22 protein-coding genes are annotated in these 23,876 nt (G+C 61.5%); 4 read left to right on the top strand and 18 right to left on the bottom strand.

Going from position 1 to position 23,876, the window contains the following annotated elements:
• The first annotated feature begins 7 nt into the window (after positions 1-7).
• Positions 8-838 (top strand): SDR family oxidoreductase, encoded by an 831-nt coding sequence (locus tag HB633_RS10935; RefSeq protein WP_213778108.1) that lies wholly within the window; start codon positions 8-10, stop codon positions 836-838.
• Positions 839-845: 7 nt separating this feature from the next.
• Here HB633_RS10935 and HB633_RS10930 read toward each other — a convergent pair whose 3' ends face one another.
• From HB633_RS10930 to HB633_RS10900, 7 genes are all read right to left on the bottom strand, one after another.
• The gene (locus HB633_RS10930) at positions 846-2,576 is read right to left on the bottom strand and encodes an IlvD/Edd family dehydratase (RefSeq protein WP_213778107.1); all 1,731 of its coding nucleotides are present in this window, start codon (positions 2,574-2,576) and stop codon (positions 846-848) included.
• A gap of 4 nt (positions 2,577-2,580) precedes the next feature.
• A complete protein-coding gene (locus HB633_RS10925; protein ID WP_213778106.1) occupies positions 2,581-3,474 on the bottom strand; it encodes an amidohydrolase family protein in 894 nt (297 codons plus the stop codon).
• A complete protein-coding gene (locus HB633_RS10920) occupies positions 3,471-4,757 on the bottom strand; it encodes an MFS transporter (RefSeq protein ID WP_213778105.1) in 1,287 nt (428 codons plus the stop codon). The genes HB633_RS10925 and HB633_RS10920 overlap by 4 nt, the downstream gene beginning before the upstream one ends.
• Before the next feature lie 40 nt (positions 4,758-4,797).
• Positions 4,798-5,790 carry an ABC transporter permease gene (locus HB633_RS10915; protein WP_213778104.1) on the bottom strand — a complete coding sequence of 331 codons (993 nt, stop codon included), beginning with the start codon at positions 5,788-5,790 and terminating at the stop codon, positions 4,798-4,800.
• 14 nt (positions 5,791-5,804) lie between these two features.
• Positions 5,805-7,361 (bottom strand): sugar ABC transporter ATP-binding protein, encoded by a 1,557-nt coding sequence (locus tag HB633_RS10910; RefSeq protein WP_213778103.1) that lies wholly within the window; start codon positions 7,359-7,361, stop codon positions 5,805-5,807.
• The gene (locus HB633_RS10905) at positions 7,343-8,299 is read right to left on the bottom strand and encodes a sugar-binding protein (protein ID WP_213778102.1); all 957 of its coding nucleotides are present in this window, start codon (positions 8,297-8,299) and stop codon (positions 7,343-7,345) included. Before HB633_RS10905 ends, HB633_RS10910 begins: the two co-directional genes overlap by 19 nt.
• 107 nt (positions 8,300-8,406) lie before the next feature.
• Entirely contained in the window at positions 8,407-9,165 is a 759-nt protein-coding gene (locus HB633_RS10900; protein ID WP_213778101.1) for a glucose 1-dehydrogenase, read from the bottom strand.
• A gap of 283 nt (positions 9,166-9,448) precedes the next feature.
• Here HB633_RS10900 and HB633_RS10895 point away from each other — a divergent pair, with 283 nt between their 5' ends.
• On the top strand, positions 9,449-10,147 hold the full coding sequence (locus tag HB633_RS10895) for a GntR family transcriptional regulator (protein WP_213778100.1): 699 nt from the start codon (positions 9,449-9,451) through the stop codon (positions 10,145-10,147).
• On the opposite strand, the gene HB633_RS10890 is transcribed toward HB633_RS10895, so the two are convergent.
• The 10 genes from HB633_RS10890 to pxpA are packed head-to-tail and all read right to left on the bottom strand — an operon-like array spanning position 10,128 to position 20,140.
• On the bottom strand, positions 10,128-11,498 hold the full coding sequence (locus HB633_RS10890; RefSeq protein ID WP_213778099.1) for an acetyl-CoA carboxylase biotin carboxylase subunit: 1,371 nt from the start codon (positions 11,496-11,498) through the stop codon (positions 10,128-10,130). The genes HB633_RS10895 and HB633_RS10890 overlap by 20 nt on opposite strands.
• Position 11,499: 1 nt before the next feature.
• Positions 11,500-11,751, bottom strand: a complete 252-nt coding sequence (locus HB633_RS10885; protein WP_213778098.1) for an acetyl-CoA carboxylase — start codon at positions 11,749-11,751, stop codon at positions 11,500-11,502.
• Positions 11,752-11,781: 30 nt separating this feature from the next.
• Positions 11,782-12,786, bottom strand: coding sequence for a biotin-dependent carboxyltransferase family protein (locus HB633_RS10880; protein ID WP_213778097.1), 1,005 nt, complete (start codon positions 12,784-12,786; stop codon positions 11,782-11,784).
• Between the two features lie 3 nt (positions 12,787-12,789).
• On the bottom strand, positions 12,790-13,650 hold the full coding sequence (locus HB633_RS10875) for a carboxyltransferase domain-containing protein (protein ID WP_213778096.1): 861 nt from the start codon (positions 13,648-13,650) through the stop codon (positions 12,790-12,792).
• Between the two features lie 34 nt (positions 13,651-13,684).
• Complete coding sequence (locus tag HB633_RS10870; protein WP_213778095.1) at positions 13,685-14,539, bottom strand: hypothetical protein; 855 nt, start codon at positions 14,537-14,539, stop codon at positions 13,685-13,687.
• Positions 14,536-15,450, bottom strand: a complete 915-nt coding sequence (locus tag HB633_RS10865; protein WP_213778094.1) for an ABC transporter permease — start codon at positions 15,448-15,450, stop codon at positions 14,536-14,538. Before HB633_RS10865 ends, HB633_RS10870 begins: the two co-directional genes overlap by 4 nt.
• 37 nt (positions 15,451-15,487) lie before the next feature.
• Positions 15,488-16,693 (bottom strand): twin-arginine translocation signal domain-containing protein, encoded by a 1,206-nt coding sequence (locus HB633_RS10860; RefSeq protein WP_213778093.1) that lies wholly within the window; start codon positions 16,691-16,693, stop codon positions 15,488-15,490.
• Between the two features lie 21 nt (positions 16,694-16,714).
• Positions 16,715-17,905, bottom strand: a complete 1,191-nt coding sequence (locus HB633_RS10855; RefSeq protein ID WP_213778092.1) for an ABC transporter ATP-binding protein — start codon at positions 17,903-17,905, stop codon at positions 16,715-16,717.
• Complete coding sequence (locus HB633_RS10850) at positions 17,899-19,404, bottom strand: TCP-1/cpn60 chaperonin family protein (RefSeq protein WP_213778091.1); 1,506 nt, start codon at positions 19,402-19,404, stop codon at positions 17,899-17,901. Before HB633_RS10850 ends, HB633_RS10855 begins: the two co-directional genes overlap by 7 nt.
• A 10-nt stretch (positions 19,405-19,414) precedes the next feature.
• A complete protein-coding gene (pxpA, locus tag HB633_RS10845) occupies positions 19,415-20,140 on the bottom strand; it encodes a 5-oxoprolinase subunit PxpA (RefSeq protein WP_213778090.1) in 726 nt (241 codons plus the stop codon).
• A 301-nt stretch (positions 20,141-20,441) separates the two neighbouring features.
• Between pxpA and HB633_RS10840 the strand changes: the two genes are divergently transcribed.
• Complete coding sequence (locus HB633_RS10840; protein ID WP_213778089.1) at positions 20,442-21,527, top strand: phosphotransferase; 1,086 nt, start codon at positions 20,442-20,444, stop codon at positions 21,525-21,527.
• Between the two features lie 20 nt (positions 21,528-21,547).
• Positions 21,548-22,870 (top strand): aspartate aminotransferase family protein, encoded by a 1,323-nt coding sequence (locus tag HB633_RS10835; RefSeq protein ID WP_213778225.1) that lies wholly within the window; start codon positions 21,548-21,550, stop codon positions 22,868-22,870.
• Here HB633_RS10835 and HB633_RS10830 read toward each other — a convergent pair.
• Positions 22,867-23,697 carry a GntR family transcriptional regulator gene (locus HB633_RS10830; protein ID WP_213778088.1) on the bottom strand — a complete coding sequence of 277 codons (831 nt, stop codon included), beginning with the start codon at positions 23,695-23,697 and terminating at the stop codon, positions 22,867-22,869. The genes HB633_RS10835 and HB633_RS10830 overlap by 4 nt on opposite strands.
• Between the last annotated feature and the right edge of the window lie 179 nt (positions 23,698-23,876).

Raw genomic sequence — 23,876 nt, 5'->3', positions numbered from 1 at the left:
AGACATCATGACAAAGACCTGGCTTATCACCGGCACGTCCACCGGCCTCGGCCGGCTGCTCGCCGAACGCCTGCTTGCGCGCGGCGACCGGGTTGTTGCGACCGTGCGCCGCGAAAGCGCGCTCGATGACCTTAAGCACAAGTACAACGACCGGCTTCACGTCCTGACACTCGATGTCACCGATACCCACGCAATCCGCTCCGGCATCGCCGAGGCATTCGAAGCCGCGGGCCGTATCGATGTTGTCGTGAGCAACGCGGGTTACGGCTTGTTCGGGGCGGCCGAGGAAGTGACCGACGAACAAATCGACCGGCAGATCGCCACCAATCTCACCGGCTCGATCCAGGTCATCCGTGCGGCGCTGCCGCATCTGCGCGCGCAAGGCGGCGGCCGGATCGTTCAGGTTTCGTCGGAGGGCGGACAGATCGCGTATCCGAACTTCAGCCTGTATCACGCGACGAAATGGGGAATCGAAGGCTTCGTGGAGTCGGTGGCGAAGGAGGTCGCGCCGTTTGGCATCGACTTCGTGATCGTGGAACCCGGACCGACGAGCACGCAGTTCGGCGCCGGTCTCGATCATGCAAAGCCGATGCCCGAATACGACAACACGCCGGCGGGCGATGTCCGGCGGGCGATCGCGACCAACAGCTTCGCGATTCGCGGCGATGCCGGCAATACGGTCGACGCGATGATCGCCGCCGCCGACGCCGCGCATCCGCCCCTGCGCCTGACGCTGGGCGGCACCGCCTACGAATCGATCGGCGCGGCGCTCGCCGGACGGCTGAAGGCGCTCGAAGCGCAGCGGGATATCGCTTACTCGGCCAACTCGGAAAACTGAGCAACCATCATTCGATAGTCGGCGTCGATCCGGTGAAATGCTCCGCGCGCAGGAAATCGAAATCGACGCCCTTGTCCGCCTGCGTCACCGTTTCCAGGAAGAGCTTCCGATAGCCGCGCCCGGCCGTCGGCACCACCACGGGTTCATCGAGCGCGCGTTGCGCCAGTTCTTCATCGGAGACGAGCAGCGCGATCTCGCGATTGGCCACGCTCAGCCGGATCTGGTCGCCGTTGTGCACGTGCGCGAGCGGACCGCCGATAGCGGCCTCCGGCGTCACGTGCAGCACGATGGTCCCGAACGCGGTGCCGCTCATGCGGCCATCGGAGATACGAACGATGTCCTTGACCCCCGCCTTCGCCAGCTTTTTCGGAATTGGAATGTAGCCCGCCTCCGGCATCCCCGGCGCGCCCTTCGGTCCAATGTTCTTGAGCACCAGGATGTCGTCGGCGGTGACGTCCAGATCGTCGGAATCGATGCGCAGCGCCATGTCGTCCGCGTTCTCGAACACGACCGCGCGGCCGGTGTGTTCCATCAGGTCGGGATGCGCCGCCGATTGCTTGATGATCGCGCCGCCCGGCGCAAGATTTCCTTCGAGCACGGCAATGCCGCCCTGCGGATAGATCGGCCGTTCGCGCGTCTTGACGACGTCTTGCGCAAACCCCGGCCCGCTGAGTTCGATCTCTTCGCCAAGCGTGCGGCCCGTGACGGTCAGTGCGTCGAGCTTGAGCAGCGGCTTGAGTTCGCGCAGCAGCGTGGCCATGCCGCCAGCGTGGTGGAAGTCTTCCATGTAATGCTGCCCGGACGGCTTCAGGTCGACGAGCACCGGGGTATCGCGTCCCATCCGGTCAAGCGCCTTGAGATCGACCTCGAGCCCGCAGCGTCCGGCGATCGCGGTCAGATGGATGATGCCGTTCGTCGATCCGCCGATTGCAAGCAAGACGCGCATCGCGTTATGAAACGCATCGGGCGTCAGGATCTTGTCGATGGTCAGCCGTTCGTGCGCCATCTTCACAGCCTGCGCGCCGCTTAGCTCGGCCACGCGCATGCGGTCGGCAGTGACGGCGGGCGGGGTCGCGCCGCCGGGCACGGTCATGCCCAGGGCCTCGGCAATGCACGCCATCGTGCTCGCCGTGCCCATCACCGAACAGGTGCCCACGCTCGCGACCAGCTGGTTGTTGACGTCGGCGATCTCCTGCTCGTCGATCTCTTCCGCGCGGAACTTGCCCCAGTAGCGGCGGCAATCCGTGCACGCGCCCACGCGTTCCGAACGATGCGAACCGGTCAGCATCGATCCGGTAATCAGTTGGATGGCAGGAAGTCCCGCCGATGCCGCGCCCATCAGTTGCGCCGGCACCGTCTTGTCGCAGCCACCGATCATCACGACGGCGTCCATGGGTTGCGCGCGCAGCATTTCCTCGGTGTCCATCGACATGAGGTTGCGCAAGTACATGCTCGTCGGCGACGAAAAGCTTTCGTGGATGCTGATGGTCGGGAAGTCCATCGGCAGGCCGCCGGCCAGCATCACGCCGCGCTTGACCGCCTCGATCAGTTGCGGCGCGTTGCCATGGCACGGGTTGTACGCGCTGCCCGTATTGACGATGCCGACCACCGGGCGATCGAGCGCGCTGTCGGTGTAGCCGGCGCCTTTGATGAACGCCTTGCGCAGGAAGAGCGAGAAGCCGCTGTCGCCGTAGCTGGTCAGGCCTTTGCGAAGACCCGTGGAGGATTTTTCTGACATGGTTTTAGTGGTTAGCGAAGCCGTAGAGCTTGTGTGCGTTAGTGGTAAGAATCGCCGTGCGCACGGCGGGGTCCGGCGCCCAGAGCGCAAGCGTATCGAGTAATTGGGCGACAGTCGGCATCGTGGTCCAGGTGGCGACGTGCGGCCAGTCCGAGCCCCACACGCAACGATCAGGCGCGGTTTCGATCAACGCCTGCGCATAAGCGATGGTGTCGCGATAAGGCGGTTCCTCGGCGCTCAGCCTGTAGGCGCCTGAAACCTTGACCCACGCGCCATCACGAACGAGCGCGAGCAATTCGCGAAATCCCGCCGATTCGACGCCTTCGGACGTCGGCATATGACCCATGTGATCTACAACAATAGTCGATTGGAGCTTTCTGAACTGCGGCGCGATCGACGGCAACTCCCGCGCGTCGAGCAGAAACTGCATGTGCCAGCCCCAGTCGCGCGCGAGCGCGTCGTATTCAGCTAGCTGCGCCAGACTCACGCCACCGCCGCCGTAGAGCACGTTCAGACGCAGGCCGACTGCGCCGGCGTCTTTCATCGATTGATAGTGTGCATCGGGAAGTCCGAGCGCCGGCACGACGACGCCGCGCAAGCGTTCAGGATGCGCACGCAAGGTGTCGAGCATCAGCGTGTTGTCCTGTCCGTGCACGCTCACCTGGACCAGCACGCCGTACTGCGAACCGACGGCATCGAGCATCTTCAGATAAGCCTCGGGCGTGGCGGGCGGCGGCGTGTAGGCACGATCCGGCATCCACGGATGAAGCGGCGGTGCGCCGATCACGTGCGCGTGGGTATCGACCGCGCCGGCGGGCATCTCGAACGCCGATGGCCCTGTCTTGACCGGCGCGGGTCCCGGACAAAGCGGCGCGGTGTCTGAAGCAGAAGTGGTCATTTGACGTCGTCCAGTTGAATGCCGCGCGTTTCGGGAAGCAGCGCCGCGCTTAGCAGAAGCAGCGTGTATGCCACCACGGCAAATATGGCGATGGCGGTCGCAAGCCCGAAGCGTACAGAAAATGCGCCGACGAGCGCAGGAAAAAGCGCGCCCATGCCACGGCCGAAGTTGTAGCAGAAACCCTGGCCGGAACCGCGCAGCCGGGTTGGGTAAAGCTCGGAAAGAAACGATCCTACGCCCGCGAGGTAACCGCTCGAAAAGAACCCGAGCGGAAAGCCGAGCCAGCGGATGGCTTCGTTACTGATCGTGAATTGCGTGTAGGCCAGCACCACGATGATCGCTGCTATCGAAAACGATACGAACAGTTTCTTGCGACCGAAGCGATCCGCCATCCACGCGCCGAACAGATAGCCGAGAAAACTTCCGCTTATCAGGAAGCCCAGATAGCCGGTCGAGTTGATGACGCTCAGGTGCCGCTCGGTCTTGAGAAAAGTGGGAATCCACGTCGATATGGCGTAGTAACCGCCCTGGCATCCCATCATGAATACCGAGCCGAGTATGGTCGTTTTCAGCGTGCCGGGACGGAAGATTTCCCAAAGCGATGGTGCATCGCCATCGATTGCACGTTGTTTCCGGGCCCGGTCGGCGATCTCGGGTTCTCTGACATGACGCCGCGCGTACACCAGCAGCAGCGCCGGCAAGACGCCGAATGCGAACATCGCGCGCCACGCGGTTTCAGGAGGGAAGACCGAGAACATCGCCGCCTGCAGCAAGACTGCCGCGCCCCAACCCACAGCCCACGCCGATTGGACGACGCCTACCGCGCGGCCCCGGAATTGCGGCCGGATCGTTTCGCCGATCAGCACCGCGCCCGCCGCCCACTCGCCGCCAAAGCCGAAACCAAGGATCGCGCGCGCGATCATCAACTGGTCGAAGTTCTGCACGAACGCGCATGCAATGCTGAAGATGCAGAACCAAGCAACCGTGATCTGCAGCGTCTTCACGCGGCCGATCCTGTCCGCGAGATAACCCGCAAGCCACCCGCCGATAGCCGATGTCAGCAACGTACCTGTCACCGCAAGGCCCGCAATGCCCGTATCGACTTTCCACATCGTCATGATGGTGCCGATCACGAGCGGATAGATCATGAAGTCGAGCGCGTCCAGCCCCCAGCCGGTGAAGCACGTCCAGAACGTGCGCCGCTCCTGCGTGGTCAGTTCCTTGTAGAACGCAGCAAGACCCGTGTCGTCGCGTTTATCAGGGTTCAGCGGTGTTTCACTCATACGGTGGGTATCCGTGTAGTCTTGCGTGCCGCGAAGCGAGTCACGCCTTCACGGCCACTTGTTGTTCCGTCGCCGGCCGCAGCGCGGCGCGCCGTTGCCGGAGCGCTTGCAACTGGCCATCGATCAAAACGCCGAGCACGATCACGCCGCCCATGACGGCGAAGTTCAGCGACGACGGAATCCCGAGCAGGTTCACGAGGTTCTGCAGGATCTGCAGCAGCACCGCGCCGAGCGCGATACCGAGTATCGAACCCTCGCCGCCGCGCAGCGAGCAGCCGCCCAGCACCGCAGCTGCGATCGCATAAAGCTCGTAGAACGTGCCGTGCGATGCGGGCGCAACGGAACGGGTGTACATCGCGAAGTAGACCGACGAGAGCCCCGCCAAGCCCGAGCAGATCACGTACGACGCGATCACCACTGCCCGCGTGTTGATGCCCGAGTAACGCGCCGCCTCCTCGTTTTTCCCGACCGCAAAAAGGTACCGCCCGAACACGGACTTGTGCAGGACCACGGCCATGATCGCCGCGATCACAACGAACGCAATGAAGCTGTTCGGCACGCCCCACACGTGTCCCGTGGTGAGCCGCTCTAAGGTGGGGAAGGTCTGGCCGAACTCGAAACCGGCGGTGCCGTCATCGGTGTAATAACGTGCTGCGCCACGATAAATCAGCAAGCCGCACAGCGTGACCACGAACGGCTGCATGCGCAGCTTCGTCACGAGAAAACCGTGTACCAGCCCGATCACCAATCCCGCCACGACCATCAGTGCGGTGGCGACGATCCAGTTCACGCCATCGGTTGAAAGCAGCGTCATGAAGATCACGCCGAGCAGCGCGAATAGCGAGCCAATCGACAAGTCGATGCCGCCCGTGATGATCACGAAACCCTCGCCGATCGCAAACAAGCCGAACAAACCGATCAGGTTCGCCGTGTTCGAGAGATTCGCGGGTGAGATGAAGCGCGGGTTGATGATCGCCACGATCGTGCCGACGACCAGGATGAGCACGAGTAGGCCCAAGTCTTTCTTCAACATGATGTCTGCCTGTGTTAATGAACCTGAACCGTCTCGGCTGTTTCGCCGACGGCGAGATGCATGATGGTCGCTTCGCTGAGCGCGTCCCGCTCGAGAATGCCGGCGATCGCGCCTTCGTGCATGACCGCTACGCGATCGCTCACGCCGATCACTTCTTCCATGTCACTCGATATCATCAGGATCGCCACGCCCTGGTCGGCAAGCTTGCGCATCAGCGCGTAGATTTCGCTCTTTGATCCCGCATCGACACCGCGTGTGGGTTCGTCGAAGATGATCAGCTTCGGCTGCATGCAGAGCCACTTGCCGAGCACCACCTTCTGCTGGTTGCCGCCGGAAAGCGCACCCGCGGGTACATCGACGGAAGGCGCCTTGATGCGCAGCGATTTCTGCTGTTCCTGTGCGACACGCTGCACGTTGCCGGCATCGACGAGATTCGCGCGTGAAACCGACGGCAGGCTCGCGAGCACGATGTTCTCAGCAATGCTGCTGTCAAGGATCAACCCGGCGTGCTTGCGGTCCTCCGGAATCAGATAGATGCCAAGCTTGATTGCGTCGCGTGGAGAACGGATCGCGACAGGCTTGCCGTTCAAACGCAACGCGCCTGCGGCCGGCCTGTCGATACCGAAGATCGCGCGCGCCAGTTCCGTGCGTCCCGATCCGATCAGACCTGCCAGGCCCAGGATTTCGCCGCCACGCAACGCAAGCGTCACGGGTTGCGAGGGATATGCCGGCGTTGCAAACGCGTCGAGTTCAAGGACGGATGCGCGCGGCGCGGTTTCCGGCGGCGTGTAGAGCGTGTTGAGACTGCGCCCGATCATCAGTCGGATCATTGCGTCGTGCCGGATATCCGCGCGATCGAGGCTGCCCACGAGCGCGCCATCACGCAATGCCACCACGCGATCCGCGCACTGCTCGATCTCGGACAAGCGGTGCGTGATGAAGATGATCGCCACACCACTTTTCCTCAAGTCCGCGACAATATCCAGCAAGCGCGACGTCTCGGACGTGGTGAGGCTGGACGTTGGCTCGTCCATGATGATGAGCTTTGCATCGAGCGACAACGCCTTGACGATTTCCAGCATCTGGCACTGGGCAATCGACAGATCCGCGACCGGCGTACTCGCCGAAAAATCGCAGCCGAGCCGTTTCAAAAGCGGCGTGACGCGCGCATGCAGAACCTTGTTATCCACCAGCCGCAACGGACCACCATAACGCGGCTCACGTCCGATAAAAACATTCGCGGCTACATCCAGGTTTTCAAACAGGTTGAGTTCCTGGTGCACGAACGCGATACCCGCGCCGAGTGATTGCGCAACGCTCAACGCGGCATGATCGCGCCCTTCAATGGCGATCGTGCCGCTCGTCGGTTCGATCACGCCGCCGAGCACTTTCATGAGCGTCGACTTGCCTGCGCCGTTCTCGCCGATCAGGCCGACGACTTCACCCGCATCGACGTGAAAGCTCACGCCCTTCAACGCCTGAACGGCGCCGTAGGTCTTTGTGATCGCAGTCAACGACAACAACGGCGCACGCGACGGCAGCGGCTCGATCGTCACTTCTTCGCCATCCACGTTTTCACCTGCCCGATGAAGGCATCGACGTTCGATTTATCGATGATCTGCGTCGGCACGATGATCTTGTGATCCTTCGGAATGAACGACTTGTCGCCTTCCACGTAGCGCGCCATGTACTTCATGCCGAGATAGCCCCATTGATACGGCTGCTGCACCACCGTTCCCGCCACCACGCCCTGCTTGATGCCGTTGAGCGTGCCCTGGTCGTTGTCGAAGCCGACGACCGTGACCTGACCGGCACGGCCGGATTGCTGCAGCGCCAGTTCGATCTGCGGCGTGTTGTACGCAAAAATGCCGATCATGCAGTTGACGTCCTTGCGCGCAGTCAGGATGTCGGCGGCATTGCTTTGCGCGCGCGCCTGATCCATTTCGTCGGAGCGCACACTGTCGATCGCGATCTTCGTGCCCTGCAAACCTTCCTTCATTCCCTTGAGGCGCTGCACGGCGAGGTCGGCACCCGGCAAGCCCGCGAACGCCACGCACTTGCCGCCGTTCGGCATGGCCTTTATCAGGATTTGCGCCGCCTGTTTGCCGGCATCGAAATTACTCGAACCGAGATAAAAAGCGCGCTTGGTGTCGGGCGCGTCGCCGTCGGTGGTAGCGAGCAACGTCTGACCCGCGACTTTGTTCAGCTCGTCAGTCTGCGTTTTAGGGTCCACCGAACTCAGGATGATGCCGGCCGCGCCATTGGCGACGAGGTCATCCAGCAAGCGATTCTGAACCGCCGCCGATGACTGCTCCGGATACTTCATCTCCAGCGTGAAATTCGGCAATTCAGCCTGGGCTTTGCGCATGCCGGCTTCGGCCAGCTTCCAGAAGTCCACCGCGCCGTTGGCGACGAAATAGAGGTGTTTTTTATCGGCTGCCTGCGTTGTCGATGCCGCTGACATCAACAAGGCTGCGCTCAGCGCGGCTATGGACCACTTTCGGGACATGACTATCTCCTGTCATCCCTCTTGACGAGGGAAACATATGTTGTTTTGGATGAGTTTTAAAAAACTTCGGATGGGTGAAACCAGCCTTGAATAACGCTTCGGTTTCCTTACGAGTTGAACGCGCCTCCATCCGCAAGCAGGGCCTGCGCATTCACATACGATGATTCATCGGAGGCGAGGAACACAAAGAGCGGGGCGATTTCGGAAGGCTTGCCCTGGCGGCCAAGCGGAACGAAGGTCGCGACCTTGTCGTCCTGGGTGGCGCGGCCCCCCATGAATCCGACTATTGGATCGTTGAACGCCGTATCGACCCAGCCTGGGCAGATCGTATTCACGCGAATATTCGATGACGCCAGTTCCAGCGCAAGCGTGGTTCCAAACGCGATCACCGCGCCCTTGGACGCCGAATATACGGTGAGCCCGGGCTGGCCGCGTTTGCCGGCAAGCGAAGCAGTGTTGATGATCGAGCCGCCGCCCGACTTGCGCAGATGCGGCACCGCGTACTTCGCGCCGAAGAAGAGCCCGCGCACGTTGACGGCGAAAACGCGATCGAATGCGGCGGCATCGAGCGCCGTGATATCGCCCGAAGTCATGACGCCCGCGTTTTGCGCCAGTACGTCCAGGCCGCCGAGCCACGCAGCCCCGGCATTGATGAAGTCCGCGACACTGTCCTCGCGTGCGACGTCCACGGCGATGAACTTAACGTCGGCGCCGAATTCCGCCGCAACCGCGGCGCCCCGCCCGGCATCGATGTCGCCAATTACGACCTTCGCACCTTCCGCGAGGAATGCCTCGACCGCCGCTTTCCCGATGTTGTTCACCGCACCCGTGATGATGATGCGCTTGCCATTCAGCCGCTGTTTCACGCGTCTGTCTCCGTTGTCATGAGCAATGATCCCGCGCCGGCGCTGGGCTCGGACGCGATATGGCGAACCGGGAACTGAGCGCCGCGCGCTACGAATATCCCGTGCAAAGTGGTTCGACTCGACAAGTCTCGTTTTCTTTGAACAGATTGTCAATGATCTTGTCGACGTATAATTCAATCACGCCGAGGGATAACGTTTGCCTGATAGGACGAAGCCTGCGGCTAGAATTGCGAAGATCGAACGCGACGCCTTTCAAACCTTCTCAACGGATTACAGGTTTTAGATGACAGACACGACCACTCGGAAACCATCGACAAATCAGGTTCAAGAGATCGTGAAAGCGCTCGAAGAGCAGATCGTGCTCGGCTGGCTGATGCCGCGCCAGCGGCTGCTGGAAGAAAAGCTCAGCGCTCAATTCGAGTGCAAGAAACACGTGATCCGCGAAGCCATCTTCGAGCTCGAACGCATGGGCCTGGTCGAGCACATCGCAAACAAGGGCGCGACAGTGCGCCTTCTGAGCCCGGAAGAAATCCGCCAGATCTATTCGGTGCGCGAGGCGCTGGAGATGCTTGCCGCGCAGCAGATTCCGTTGCCCGGCTCGCCCGAGTTCGTTGCGGAACTGACGCGGATCCAGACCGAACATACGCGTGCTGTCGAAGCGAAGGACTATCGCGCGGCCTTTCACGCGAACATGGCGTTTCACGATTGCCTGTTCTCGGCTTGCGGCAATCCGTATCTCGCGGAGATGATCCGCAGCTCGGCGCAGAAGGTGCATGGCGCACGCTTTTATACGTCCGCGAGCGAACCGCACTTGATGAACGCACGCGATGAACACTGGGCCATGATCCGCGCGATTGAAAGCGGCAGCCGCGAGAGCCTTGTGACGCTGTGCCGAAGCCACATTGGACCGTCGCTCGATACTTACTTGAATGCTGTGCGCGGATTGTTCGAGACGGCACCGATCAAACGACAGATCGAATGATCCGCTCGATGTTTTCCTCCAGGTAGCTCGTTTCATAAACGCCTGCCGCAACGGATGGATCGTCGAGCAACGCCAGGTGAAGCGCCCGGGTTGTCTTCACGCCCTCGACGTGAAATTCGCTGAGCGCGCGTCTCATGCGGTTGATGACTGTATCGCGATTTACGTCCCACGCAATCACCTTGCCAAGCAGTGAATCGTAGAACGGCGGCACACGGTAGCCGTCGAAGATATGGGTGTCGGTACGCACGCCCGGGCCGCCAGGCAGCTGCAAATTGCCGATAACGCCCGGCGAAGGCATGAAATTTTTGAGCGGGTCTTCTGCGTTGATCCGGCATTCCATCGCCGCACCTCGCAAAACGATATCCTCCTGTGCATATCCAAGTGCTTCGCCTGTCGCGAGGCGCAGCGACTCCCGCACAATGTCGATGCCCGTCACCATTTCCGTAACGGGATGCTCGACCTGCACACGCGTGTTCATTTCAATGAAGAAGAACTCGGCGGTTTTTTCATCGAACAAATATTCGATGGTGCCCACGCCCGCATACCCGACGGATTCCGCCAGCGCCACCGCCGACGCGCACAAGCGCTTCCTGACTTCGTCGTTGAGCGAAGGCGACGGGGCTTCTTCCATCAGCTTCTGCCTGCGCCTTTGCAGCGAGCATTCGCGATCATAGAGATGAATAGCGCGCACGCCGTCGCCCATGATCTGCACTTCAACGTGATGCGCGCGCCCAACAAAACGTTCCAGATATAGACCACCGTAACCGAAGGCGCTTTCGGCCTCACGGGTGGCTTTGTCGAATTCGGCGGCGAGCTCGTCCGCGTCATGCGCCACACGAATGCCACGTCCTCCGCCTCCTGCAGCGGCTTTCAACATCACCGGATAACCGACTCGAAGCGCCTCGCGCTGCGCCTCTGCGGCGTGTTCGACCACACCGTCGCTGCCGGGGACGGTTGGAACGCCCGCGCGCCGCGCACAGGCCCGCGCGGCGGCTTTGTCGCCCATCAGTGAAATAGTCCGGGGAGATGGTCCAACGAAGATCAGCCCCACATCGTCGAGCGCCTGCGCAAACGCCGCGCTCTCGGATAGGAAACCATAGTCGGGATGCACGGCGTCGGCCCCGCTCCGGCGGGCCGCTTCCACCACCGCGCGCGTGTCGAGATAGCTCTTCGCCGCGGGCGCCGGGCCCAGCACTTCGATGCTGTCCGCCATGCGTGCGGCAAGACTGTCGGTGTCGGCCTCGCTGCATCCCAGCACGGCCTGCATGCCAAGCTCGCGTGCCGCACGGATGATGCGCACCGCAATCTCCCCCCGGTTCGCGATGAACACTTTCTTGATCGTGCGCTTCATTTCAGGCACTTCCAGTATCGATCACAACGAGCACGGCGTCGGCGTCCACGGCGTCGCCATCGGCGACCGCAAAACTGCGCACCACGCCCGCAACGCCGGCAAGTACATCGTTGAACTGCTTCATCAGCTCCACAATCCCAATGACCGTATCGGCCGAGACACTCTGCCCTTCTTCAACAAGCGGCGGCTTGCCAGGCGCGGAGCTTCGATAAAACGTCCCCGGGATTTCGCTTTTGACTTCGAAGTCGGCCATCTGGTTATCACCTTTGATTTGCGTTACACGTCATGCTTGAGTAGTCGTTTCGATCAGAGATTTGCGTGTACATAACTCGTCTATATGCCGCCGCTCGGCATTGGCTTCGTCCATGCTCAGGCGTCGAAAGCGCAGCATTTCATTCGGACGCGCTTGTCCCAAACGCCATAGATCGCAGCGCGGAACCGTGAATGGAATGATGAAACCGCCGGCGCTCGGAGCGTCGTGAATGAGCACGATTGCCGTCTGCCCCGCAACACTGATCCCGCCGACCGGATACCCGTGATCGAGAATGTTCGACGGTTCCTGCCCGTGCTCGGGCCGCTTCGAATACGCCCGCTCGGCGAAGGTGAACTCAGGTCCGCTGAGCCTGAGGCCTGTACGGTTGCTTCGCGCCTGAACCATCCATTCGCTTTCGAAGAACATGTCGATGGCGTGCGAGTCCAGCCATGCATCGTTCGGGCCGAGCATGGCGGCAACGCGCTTTGAAGCCGCGCTGGTGCGAAGGGCCGGGTCTATCTGCGGGCGAGCGTGTGCTGCTACACGTTGCCGCTTAAGGGGCGCAGTCGGCGCGCCAAGTGGAACACGGTCGTCCTTTTTCAACGCACCGTTCCCCGTCCCGCCGATCGCAGCCATATGGAACGTCGCGCGTGAGCCGAGCACCGGCTCGGTCGCTATCCCCCCGGATACCGCGATATACCCTCGCGCACCCGTTCGCGCGGCGCCGCAACTGAGCACCTGCCCCGCCCTCACGATGAGCGTTTCCCACATCGGCACGACTGCGTCATCGAGCTTCGCGGCCATGTCGGCGCCCGTCAGCGCGATCGCGCAGTCACGGTGAAAGCGAACCGTAGGTCCGACGAACTGCCATTCGAGCGCGGCGGTATCGCGATCGTTTCCGACCAAAAGGTTGGCCAGTCGAAACGACCACGCATCAGCCGGCCCGGAAGGTGGAAAGCCCTGCTCCCAATGACCAATTCGACCGGGCAATTCCTGCACCGTGGTTTCCAGACCCGGTTTGACAATATCGAGCATCGGTCACTCCTTCCCGAGGGTTTGCAGCCACGCCTGGTACTTCGGCACCGAGAACGTCTGGTATTCGATCACCGGATGCTCGTAGCGCCCCTCGTTCACTTCCTGTTCTATGAAGTCGTATTCATCGCGCTGGATCGGCACGAACCGTACGCGGTCGCCCGGACGGAACAACGCGGGACTTTCGCGGAACGCGCGCAGCCGCTGATGCCGGTCCCATGTCGGCATGGGCGTGCGAGCGAAGATCTGATATCCACCGGGCGTACGGTCTGGATAGATGCATGTGAGACCACCGCCAAGACCGATCGCGCCCTTGGGCGTCCAGCCGCGTGGCGGGTTGTACTTCGGCGCATTGAGCCGCGAGCGGGGATCGAGCGGCATCAGCGAACACAGACCGGGCCAGAACCCAAGCGCGGCGACCCAGTACTCGCTCGCGGAGTGAACCCGCTGCAGTGCGGCCCGGTCGGCAAGGCCGTTTTGCTCGCACATCAGTTCGGGGTCGGGCGTTTTGTCAGGATAGGTCTTGCGATATTCATCGACGCATTCGGCCGTCCATGGGTCGTAATAAAGCAGCGGCACATGAAAGACGCGGCTGGTCATTTCCTGCATCGCGCCGCCTGAGAGCTGTTCTGACAACGCCTGGATTTCGCGGACGGTGTCAGCGTAGGAAATCCGGTCCGGATCGTAGGAGACGAGCAACGACGCCAGCTCGGGAATCAACTCGACAACGCCCCGAATCTGCGCCGCGCGGATCGCGGCGGCAAGCGCATGAACACGCACGTTCAGATCGAAACTCATTTCGTCGCCGAGTTCTACCTCGATGAAACAATCGCCGCCCGGCACGAAGCGCGGCTCAGGATAAAACATCGCAAGACCCTTGAGAGTTGAGGTGCAACGTCGATCAGCTCTTGTCCATACGCACGAACAAGACCCAGAAAAGCGCGGCCAGCAGCGGCAGGACGACGGCCAGAACGATCGTCTCGAGCGAGAAGATCACCGGCACCTGCGATTGCTGCGACGACGCCATTTCCCAGTTCCAGATCGGCATGGTCGTAGCGGTGCCACGAAGGAAAATGGACCGCTGTACTTCGTTGAACGAGATCAGAAACCCAAACGTGCCTGCGCCCACGATGCCCGGACGAAGTATCGGGAATTCGATGTCCCAGAAAGTGCGCCAGCCTGAAGCGCCCAGGTCGGCTGCGGCTTCTACCAGGCGGCTATCGAACCGGGTCGTCAGCACCAGCACGATCAGAAGCGAGAACGGAAACGCCCAGACCACGTGACCAAGAAAGATGGACCAGAATCCCAGCGTGAGTCCGAGCATGGGGCGCAGGAAAATGAACTGGGCCGCGCCCATCGACATGCCAGGAATGAAAAGCGGCAGCACGGCGAGCAGAACCAGGGTGCCCGCGCGCGGCGAATGCGGCAATGCGCGCCCGACTAGGGTGGCCGTCACCGCGGTCACGATCGCGACGCCCACAGCGATCATCACGCTGATGCCGAACGGCGCGAGCCAGCCGTCGTTCGTAAAAAGCGACACGTAGTTTGCGCCGGACAGCGGAAACGGAATGCCTGAGAGCGGACGCGCGCTCACCGACATCACGGCGAGCCAAAGCAGCGGAAAGTAGATCAGGCCCAGCACGCCGAACGTGATCCACTTTGCGAACGCCGGCCATCCGCGCCAGTAGCTCCACTCGCCACCCTTTGGCTGCGCGGCCGGTTCACGAACGGATAGCTGAAGGACGGGATGGCTCAACTCTGAAGATTCCGGAAAGAGGTGGAAAGGTCGGCAAAGCGGCGCGTGAGAAACATCAGCAACGCAAGCATCAGGCCGACCATCAGGATGACGAAGCTCGACAACGCCGCCACAACCGGATAACGCAACGCGCTGTAAGCGCTGTCCACTGAATTGCTCAGCAAGTTGACGAAACCTCCGCCCAGCATGTTGGGCTCTATCCACGATGCAAGCGCCGGCCCGAGTGTGAACACCACGCCGGCCAGAATGCCCGGCATGGAAAGCGGCAGGATGACATCGGCGAGAATGCGCCACGGTGGCGCGCCAAGATCGGCAGCGGCTGCGATAAGCGTGTCGTCTATCACGCTTATTGCCATGTAGATGGGCAGGACCATCATGGGAAAGTACGAGACGATCATGCCGAAATGCACCGCTTGCTCGGTGTAGAGCATCCCGCGGATGGGCGACGAGATGACATGCACTGCCATCAGCACATGATTGATGAGGCCATTTTCATCAAGAATGCCGCGCCACACTATGATGCGGGACGACAAATCGAGGAAGAACGGGATTGTCAGCAGCGCAAGCACCAGCGCCTTCGTTGTCTTGCTGCAGCCACCCTTCGCAAGCCATAGCGCGCTGGGGAACGCGAGCGCGAGTTCGATCACCGTCACCGTCAGCGCAATGCGCAGCGTGCGCACGGTGACTTCGAAGCGCCCGGAGGTGAATAGACTTTCCCAGGTCGCGAGCGACGGCTTGTAGATCATCGCGAAGTTGCGGCTCTCGAAGAAGCTGTAGGCGAACAGCACCAGCAAGGGCGCAATCACGAGCGTCAGCCATACCGAGAGAAACAGCGGCAACAGCCACGCAGAGCGCTCGAGCGGCGTTCGCATGGCGCCGCGCCGCGGGATGCTGATGCTTGCATCGCTCATGGTCAGATCCGAAAAGGTGAGAGGCTCAAGCAATAAACTAAGCGTTCAGAAAGCGCTGCCATTCTTCTTCGATAGCATCCGAATTCGACGGCGTGGTCGTGCTGACAAATTGCTTGGTGAACTTGCGATCGACCTTCTGTTGCGTCGCCTTCAGGTTCGCAATGTCCTCGGCTTTCCATCCGTTCGCAGTTGCGTACGTCACGGCGAGATCCATGTTCGGGCCGGCATAACCGCGGTCCCTTGCCTGCAGCGCGCGGTATTCGCCATCGAGGAAGTAGTTCAGCATCTTGTAGATGCTGTCCATGTTTCCGCGGCTCTTTGCCTGCGACGCAATGTAGGCGCCGTGGCCCCATTTGTAATAGCCTTCGGTCGTGTAGGCGTAGCGAGTCTTGCCGTCGCCGAGCTTGAGGTTCGCTTCGCGCACGGCGGGTTCCCAGCAATTCAGGATGTCAACCTCATGGTTCGAAAGCAGTTGAATCTGCTCCTCGAACGATGACACCAGCGTACGGAACTGGCCCGCCTTCTTGCGCGCAACAAGAAAATCCACCACGGTTTTGGCTTCCGCTGCGGTCGGGTCAGCGGGGTTCGCCACCTTCGCCTTGCCGGTCGCATTCAGATACAGCGCGGCCACGCCAATGGAATAGTTCCACGTCTTGTCGTAGCCCACGCGCCCGCGCGTGCGGTCGTCCTCGAACATCATCTTCCACGATACATCCGCGCTGCCGTCAGGATTCACGCCGAGTTTGTCGGGAAAATAGCCGAAGCTGTCTGCATTGCCGATCACCGGTACGCCGTACTGTTTGCCGTCGCGGCCAACGACGGTCTGCGAACGTTTCCATGTATCGGATGTGCGCTGCCACAGCTTGAGCTCCGGCTGCTTTTCGTCGATGACCAGATAGGCGCCTTGCGGTCCAAGCAGGTTCTGCGTGCCGCCTTCGAAGATGAAGATATCGACCTTGTTGCCCATCTGCGACGCCATCACGTCGCGCATGAACACGCCCACGTCATTGCCGGAGCCGACGTACTCCATCTTCAGGCCCGTGGTCTTCGTAAGCGCCGACCAGTCCTTGAGTTGCGCGGTGGTCACGCCGTACGCACGCACGGTGTTGGATGCCGCCGCGTGTGCGAGGCGGTTCAGACCCAGCGAGCCTGCAAGCGCAACTGCGCCCGTCGCGGCGATGCTCTTCAACATGTCCCGGCGGGACAGATCCAACTGCGATGTAATCGAATGCCGGTCTTTCATGATTCCCGCCTTAGTCAGTCGTTAGTGTGGAAGAACAACGCAATCTTGTGGGCGGCAAGCCACCGCATCGAAGCCGGATGCGCCCGAGCCATGCTGCGCGCCGCTCTGGTCCCAACTGCGAATCTTGAGCACCGTGCCGCCGGGTGTGCGCGCGGTCCGGTCGGTGTACTTGCCGCGATAAAGATGGCCTTCGGCCGTACACGTCAGCACGTTCAGGTTCGCCGCAGCCTGCGCGCGCAGCACCGGCGTCAGACGCTCGGCGCGCACGGCGAGCAGCGCGGGTTCACCGCGGCGCGCGCGGCAGTCGGGCGAGCGCTGGGCGCGCACCGTCACCCCGCCCAGGTCGACGGTCATGGCGGACGCATCGTCGTCGCTGATCACCGTGCATGGCAGGACGTTGTCGTAGCCCATGAACTCGGCTGCGAACCGGCTGCCCGGGCGATCGAAAAGGTCTTCAGGCGTGCCGCTCTGTTCAATGCGTCCACGCCGCATGAGGACAATGCGGTCGCTCATGGTGAGCGCTTCTTCCTGGCTGTGCGTGATGTAGATGAACGTCATGCCGAGCGCCTTGTGAATGTCCACGAGCTCTGCCTGCATGTCATAACGCAGCCGTTCGTCGAGCGCTCCGAGCGGCTCATCGAGTAACAGGATGGCGGGCTTCGTGACCACCGCGCGGGCCAATGCAACACGCTGCCGCTCGCCGCCCGACAACTGGCCAATACGCCTGCCGCCCTTCGCACCGAGCCGCACCATGTCGAGTGCCTCTCCGGCGCGACGGCGGCATTCATCGCGGGAAACGCCGCGCAGCTTCAACCCATAACCGACGTTTTCTTCAACCGACATATGCGGAAAAAGCGCGTAGCTCTGGAACACGGTCGTACAGTTTCGACGCGCGGCCGGGACGTTGGTTACATCCATTCCATCCAGCGATAACTGCGCCACATGCGACGCCCGTTCAAGGCCGGATATCACGCGCAGCATGGTCGTCTTGCCCGAGCCGCTTTCGCCGAGGATGGTGAGGAATTCGCCGCGCCGGACTTCAAGCGATACATGGTCGAGCGCCGTCACCGGACCATAGTGATGCACGACATCGATAGCGCGCAGGATCAGATCGGCGCCTGCCGTAGCGTCCTGCTGCGCGCGGAGCGCAGCGCCTGCCGACGGGACAAACGCGGGCGTCACGCGCTCGGCGTCGTGGCGTTCCTTCAACATATCAGGACCTCGATGGTCAAAAGGGTCATCGCCAGGGAAATCGCATGGCGAAGAATGGCGAGCGTGGTCGTGAGCGGATCAGCGACATCGGCCGGGACGACAAGCTCCCCCGGTTCGACGCCGGCGTTGCCGGCGATGCGCGTGGCAATCGACCGGCAACCTCGTATCAGCGCTTCGAGCACGGCGTCTTGTGCAACTGTTGCATCAACGGGATGCTCAGCGGCAAGCGCGTCGGCAAGCCGCATCAACGCCGTACCGCCGCCGGCCACGACGCCGAACGATGCCGCACGCGTAGCGGCGAGCGCGGCGCGCGCGCCGTCCAGACACTCGGCCGTCTCCCACGCCGTTCGCCCCGCAACACGCAATTCGCCCCACCCACCACCCAAGCGCGCGGCGCGGCGCAGCAGCCGCTCGCGATCCAGCGCGACATAGCGTTGCGCAGCGGCTTCCCGGGCGATCAGGTTGCGCCGGTTGGCGATAGCCTCGCGATCACCCGCAGGCTCAACCAAGATGGCTCGTCCGCCCTGCACGATCAGACGGCCGGCCCGGCCGAGCATCGCGGGGCGAACGCTTTCGATCGAAGTACCCGTTTCCGCGCTGATGAGCGTGGCGCCGGTCATCGTGCAAAGGTCTTCGAGCACGTGCATCGCGCTCAAGCCCGTGTCCGCCGGCAACAGTCCCAATACGTGCATGCCGAGACCCGCGCGGTTCGCAGTCAGCGTGGCCCGGGCGGCACCCTGTATGCCGCGCGCGATCACGACCAGCGACTTCGCCCGCGAAACAAACTGCTCCATCACGCGCGCAAGCGGCCCGAAATCGTCCAGGACTTCGTTGACCACCAGCACATGCACACTCTCCATCTCGATGCGCGCGCCTTGTTCCTTCAGCGACACACCCGCACGGTCCGCTTGCACATCCATGCAAAAACCGGTGAACTGTTCCAGCTCCACGCCAGGCCGATAACCTTCGGTGATCGAGATCGCGCCTTCATCGCGAAGTGTCTCCGACAGGACCGCAATGCTGGCCGCAATGTCCGCGTGGTTGCAGGCGCCGTGCGCCATTGCGAGTGCGCCGGGCGACTCGCGTCGCTCACGTTCGAGCAACTCGGGCAAGCGAGCTGTCAGATCGGCAAGCGCCTTTGCAAGCAGCCCGGGTGAGACACCTTGCTCCACCCGCCTGGCGGCCACTGCGTGCATAGAAATGGCAATGCACGCGATGCGCGCGGTGCCGTCGCCGAGGTCTCGTTGCGCATCCCACAAGGCATCACGAAGAATCCGCGGCGCCACCGACCACGCACCTTCCTCCTGCGTGATCTGACGCGCAATCGCAAGACCAGTGTTCGCGTGACGCGGTCCGCCCGAGCCGCCGTCGTACATCAGGCCCCGCCCCAGCGGACCCAGCGATGCACCGATCGCACGCTCGCACTGCGCAAGCGACCTCACCACGATCGCACGCGCGGCGTCGCCAGTCAGAATGGGGCTTGTATGAAGGGTCGTCATGCGATGGGCTTCAGAGCCTGTCGGCCACAGCGTCATACACCGCTTTTGCCAACGCCAATGCGCCGGGGGTATCGCTGTGTACGCAGATGGAATCTGCCGCGACCGCGACCGTTCGCCCATTCACGGATTTCGCCGTATGTTCGTTAAGCGCACGCAACACGCGCTCCACCGCATCTTCTGGCGCGACAGGATCGTGTTTCATGGTGATGATCTGGCGGCCTTCGTCGTCGTAATCGAGATCCGAATAAAATTCGCAGGCGTAGCTGATCTTGCGTTCATCGAATACGCGGGTCATCTCGCTGTCCGAGCAGCCGATGACCGGCAAACCCAGCGCAACCGCGGCGTCCGCGATCCCTTCGGCGACGGGCGCATATTTCATTGCCATACCCATCAGCGCGCCGTGCGGCTTGATGTGGGAAAGCTGCATGCCCTCCGCGTCGAGGAATGCGCGTAGCGCGCCCGTCTGATACAGCACCAGCGCCGCCGTCTCCTCACGCGACATTTTCATTTCGCGCCGGCCGAATCCCTCGCGGTCCGGCAACCCCGGATGTGATCCGACCTTGATGCCGTGGCGCTTCGCTGCGCGCACGGTCCGCCACATCACGTTCGGATCCGATGCATGAAAACCACATGCGACATTCGCATGCGTCACGAAAGGCATCACGTCTTCGTCGTCGCCGAGGTGGTAGATCCCAAACGCCTCGCCCATGTCGCAATTGATTGTCAGCTTGTTCATCGGCTTGCCTTTTCCTTCGCTGTCGGGCGGTTTTCACCGCGTCGGATATCGTCGTTCGCCTGCTTTTCGATGAGATATGATATATCGCAATTTCATCGGAAAAAAATAAATTCGTCGCACCGACAAATCCGCCAGAGTCTCGTCTGATATCGGCTTTCCACTTACTTTCCAGATTTCCGGCACCCGCAAATCTTTCTGAAATTTCCAATTTATTTGCGCTTCGACAGGCCGTTTTGACGTGTTATGCTTGTTGCATGATATATCATATCTCGTCAATTTTAGAAGGTTCAGGGGATAGGTGATGAGCGAGCTGGAAGCGAACGTCGACGGCGAACTTGCGGGGTCCGTGAACGACATCCTGCGGGTTGCGGCCGAGGAAGTGCCTATTGAGGACGCGCAGAAAACGGTGGCGATCCACTATGGAATCGCGGGGTCCGTTTCGCGCCTGACCAGCGAGCGCGACCAGAACTTCCGAATCGATGGCAACGACGGCCATGAGTACGCGCTCAAGATCAGCAATCCAGTCGAGGATCCGACCATCAATGAATTCCAGGTCCGCGCACTTCTCCATGTTGAATCGGTCGACCCGCCCCTGCCGGTGCCGCGCGTCATTCGCGCGCTGAACGGTCATGCGCACTTGCGGCTCGCGTACGGACATCATGCGGAGCGTGCAGTGCGCCTGCTTTCCTATTTGCCCGGGGTGCCGCTCTACACCGTCGAACGGACCGCGGCGCAGCGTCAGCAGTTGGGTGCACTGCTCGCACGGCTGGGCCTTGCGTTACGGGGCTTCTTTCATAGCGCGGCCGGTCACGATCTCGCCTGGGACATCAAGAATGCGAGCCGCTTGCGCGCGCTGATCGCGCATATTCCCGATGTCTCGCGCCGCCAGATGGTCGAAGCATTCCTCGACAACTTCGAACGCCATGCGCAGCTGGTGCTTCCACGTCTGCGGGCTCAAGTCGTGCACAACGACCTCAATCCCCACAACGTACTGGTAGACCCGGCCGATCACGACCGCGTCGCAGGAATTCTCGATTTTGGCGACATGGTGCACACGTCGCTGATCAACGATGTCGCCGTCGGCGCGTCCTATCACATGAGCGGCGTTGGTTCTGAAGATCCGTGGGATTGCGTCGCGCAGTTCGTCGCGGCGTACCACGCGGTGTCACCGCTGGAACGCGTCGAGCTGGACCTTCTCTACGACCTGATTGCAGCGCGTTTTGTGCTGACGGTATCGATCACCGGCTGGCGCGCCGCGCGTTATCCCGAGAACAGCGCCTATATCCTGAAGAACAATGCCAGTGCCTGGAGCGGCCTCGCGCATCTGTCAACCCTGCGGCGTGACGAGGCGCAGCGGCGCCTGCGTGCTGCATGCAACATGGAGTGAATTCGATGGTCAAGCCTTTGATGGTCAATGCATTCAACCCTGCGAACGCCGAGCGTCTCGACGCGCCGTTACGCGCGTTGCTCGAGCGCAGGCAGCGCGTGCTCGGGCCTTCGTACAAGCTCTTTTACGAGGAACCCGTGCATCTGGTCCGGGCAGAAGGCGTGTACATGTACGATGCCGACGGCAACCGTTACCTGGATGTCTATAACAACGTTCCATCGGTTGGTCATTGCCATCCGCGCGTGGTGGCAGCGATCGCGAAGCAGGCCGCAACGCTCAATACGCACACCCGCTATCTGCACGAACTGATTCTGGACTATGCGGAAAAACTGGTCGCCACCTTTCCGCCAGAACTCTCGAACGTCATGTTCACCTGCACCGGCAGTGAAACCTCGGATCTGGCCTTGAGGGTCGCGCGCAACTTCACGGGAGGCACGGGGGTTATCGTCACCGAGACGGCTTATCACGGGATTACCAGCGCAGTGTCGGAGATATCGCCGTCGCTTGGCGATCACGTCCCGCTCGGCAGCCATGTGCGCACGGTGCCGCCGCCTGACGCCACCCGTCTTGGTCATGCCGACGTGGGCGCGAAGTTCGCCGCGAACGTGGAGGCTGCCATTGCCGATCTCGCGCGCCATGGCATACGCACCGCAGCCTTGATCGTCGATACGATATTTTCAAGCGACGGCGTCTACGCCGACCCGGCCGGTTTCCTCGCGCCCGCAGTCGACGCGGTTCGTCGCGCAGGCGGCGTCTTCATTGCCGACGAAGTTCAGCCGGGCTTCGGCCGTACGGGCGACAGCATGTGGGGATTTCAGCGGCACGGCGTGCTTCCCGATCTGGTGATCCTCGGCAAGCCCATGGGCAATGGCATTCCCATTGCGGGACTGGTTGCGAAACCGGAAGTTCTGCAGGACTTTGCATTGCGGGCACGCTACTTCAACACCTTCGGCGGCAATCCTGTGTCTTGTGCCGCCGCGCTCGCCGTGCTCGAAGTGATCGAGGAAGAGCAATTGATGGCGAACGCGAAGAAGGTCGGGCGCTACATGAAAGACGGCATGGAATCGCTCGCACAACAATTCCCGTCGATAGGCGCAGTACGCGGTGCAGGCTTCTTTATTGGCGCGGATCTGGTGAGCGGCCCGGAAAATACGACGCCGGATCCCGCGCTCGCCACACGCCTGGTCAACGGCTTGCGCAAACGGCGCATATTGATTGGGGCGTCGGGACCCGAAGGTCATGTATTGAAGATTCGACCGCCGCTACCGTTTTCAAATGAACACGCAGACTTTTTCCTGAACGCGATGGAAGAGACCCTGCGCGAAGAGCGAAACGAAAACTAATGCACGACCGCTTTGGCCGCCCGCTTGCGGCGGCCGGCTTGAGGTTCATCGAATGTCTCGGGCGCCGGGACCAAACCGGCATCACTTGCGTCAACGCCCGGCTCTACGCCGGCTTCTGCGCCGGGCACCACCAGCATGCCGAGGCGAGGCCGCAGCGCATCGCCCGCGGCGACCAGGTCCTCGACGATCATCTGTCTCACTCTCGCTGCATCGCCATCTTCGAGCGCCTGAGCAATCTGCCGATGATGCAGGTTCGCGTGCTCGCCGCCATAGTCGGGTGCATCGAGTAATCCATAGAACACCGGGCCAACCTGCCCCCACAGGTTCTGAATCAGCTCCAGCAGGCGCGGAAGCTTCGCTTTGCGATAGATGTCGAAGTGAAACTTCTCGTTGAGCTCTCTGTAAGTGGTCTTCTCACCCCGCTCGATGGTTTTATCCATTGCAACCAAGGTCTTCTTCAGCCGCGCGATATCCGCAGCCCGGAAGTGCGCCGTTGCGACCTCGCCGGCGAGTCCTTCCAATTCGCAACGGATGCGATAGATTTCCGCGAAGTTCTCGGGCGACAGCGAAGGCACGACAATGGTGCGATTCGGCAGCATGACCAGGAGCCGCTCGGCGACCAGACGCTGCAACGCTTCACGAACCGGCGTGGTCGAAATGCCGTAACGCTCGGCCAGAGAGCGAATGATGAAAACCTGCCCGGGGTGGAAAGTCCCTGAAATCAAACCGCCCTTAAGGATCGCATAGGTCCGATCGTTAAGGTTTTGATGTTCGAGCTTATCTTGATGCATTCGGCAAAACCATCCATGAGGAAAATCCGGGGACACCTTTCATGATGGAAAGCCAAGGTTGAAGCCGCGCCATCATGGTTTATGGCTTGATATGATATATCAAGTGACGCGGATTCAGGCGGCCGAAATTGCAGTGTTTGAGCGCCGTTTTGGTTGTGACCTCGTGGCGAGAAGGCGCGTGTGCGATTTCCTCGCCGCACCCCAAATAGTTTAAG

Source organism: Caballeronia sp. dw_276 (genome assembly GCF_018449635.1).
Taxonomy (GTDB): Bacteria; Pseudomonadota; Gammaproteobacteria; order Burkholderiales; family Burkholderiaceae; genus Caballeronia.
Note: the sequence above shows the minus strand (reverse complement) of the source record. Positions and strands in the feature narration are given on the sequence as shown.

Excerpts from the sequence above, each read along its gene's own strand:
- HB633_RS10935 (WP_213778108.1), top strand. The coding sequence starts at position 8 with ATGACAAAGACCTGGCTTATCACCGGCACGTCCACCGGCCTCGGCCGG.
- HB633_RS10930 (WP_213778107.1), bottom strand. The coding sequence starts at position 2,576 with ATGTCAGAAAAATCCTCCACGGGTCTTCGCAAAGGCCTGACCAGCTAC.
- HB633_RS10925 (WP_213778106.1), bottom strand. The coding sequence starts at position 3,474 with ATGACCACTTCTGCTTCAGACACCGCGCCGCTTTGTCCGGGACCCGCG.
- HB633_RS10920 (WP_213778105.1), bottom strand. The coding sequence starts at position 4,757 with ATGAGTGAAACACCGCTGAACCCTGATAAACGCGACGACACGGGTCTT.
- HB633_RS10915 (WP_213778104.1), bottom strand. The coding sequence starts at position 5,790 with ATGTTGAAGAAAGACTTGGGCCTACTCGTGCTCATCCTGGTCGTCGGC.
- HB633_RS10905 (WP_213778102.1), bottom strand. The coding sequence starts at position 8,299 with ATGTCCCGAAAGTGGTCCATAGCCGCGCTGAGCGCAGCCTTGTTGATG.
- HB633_RS10895 (WP_213778100.1), top strand. The coding sequence starts at position 9,449 with ATGACAGACACGACCACTCGGAAACCATCGACAAATCAGGTTCAAGAG.
- HB633_RS10890 (WP_213778099.1), bottom strand. The coding sequence starts at position 11,498 with ATGAAGCGCACGATCAAGAAAGTGTTCATCGCGAACCGGGGGGAGATT.
- HB633_RS10885 (WP_213778098.1), bottom strand. The coding sequence starts at position 11,751 with ATGGCCGACTTCGAAGTCAAAAGCGAAATCCCGGGGACGTTTTATCGA.
- HB633_RS10880 (WP_213778097.1), bottom strand. The coding sequence starts at position 12,786 with ATGCTCGATATTGTCAAACCGGGTCTGGAAACCACGGTGCAGGAATTG.
- HB633_RS10875 (WP_213778096.1), bottom strand. The coding sequence starts at position 13,650 with ATGTTTTATCCTGAGCCGCGCTTCGTGCCGGGCGGCGATTGTTTCATC.
- HB633_RS10865 (WP_213778094.1), bottom strand. The coding sequence starts at position 15,450 with ATGAGCGATGCAAGCATCAGCATCCCGCGGCGCGGCGCCATGCGAACG.
- HB633_RS10860 (WP_213778093.1), bottom strand. The coding sequence starts at position 16,693 with ATGAAAGACCGGCATTCGATTACATCGCAGTTGGATCTGTCCCGCCGG.
- HB633_RS10855 (WP_213778092.1), bottom strand. The coding sequence starts at position 17,905 with ATGTTGAAGGAACGCCACGACGCCGAGCGCGTGACGCCCGCGTTTGTC.
- HB633_RS10850 (WP_213778091.1), bottom strand. The coding sequence starts at position 19,404 with ATGACGACCCTTCATACAAGCCCCATTCTGACTGGCGACGCCGCGCGT.
- pxpA (WP_213778090.1), bottom strand. The coding sequence starts at position 20,140 with ATGAACAAGCTGACAATCAATTGCGACATGGGCGAGGCGTTTGGGATC.
- HB633_RS10840 (WP_213778089.1), top strand. The coding sequence starts at position 20,442 with ATGAGCGAGCTGGAAGCGAACGTCGACGGCGAACTTGCGGGGTCCGTG.
- HB633_RS10835 (WP_213778225.1), top strand. The coding sequence starts at position 21,548 with ATGGTCAATGCATTCAACCCTGCGAACGCCGAGCGTCTCGACGCGCCG.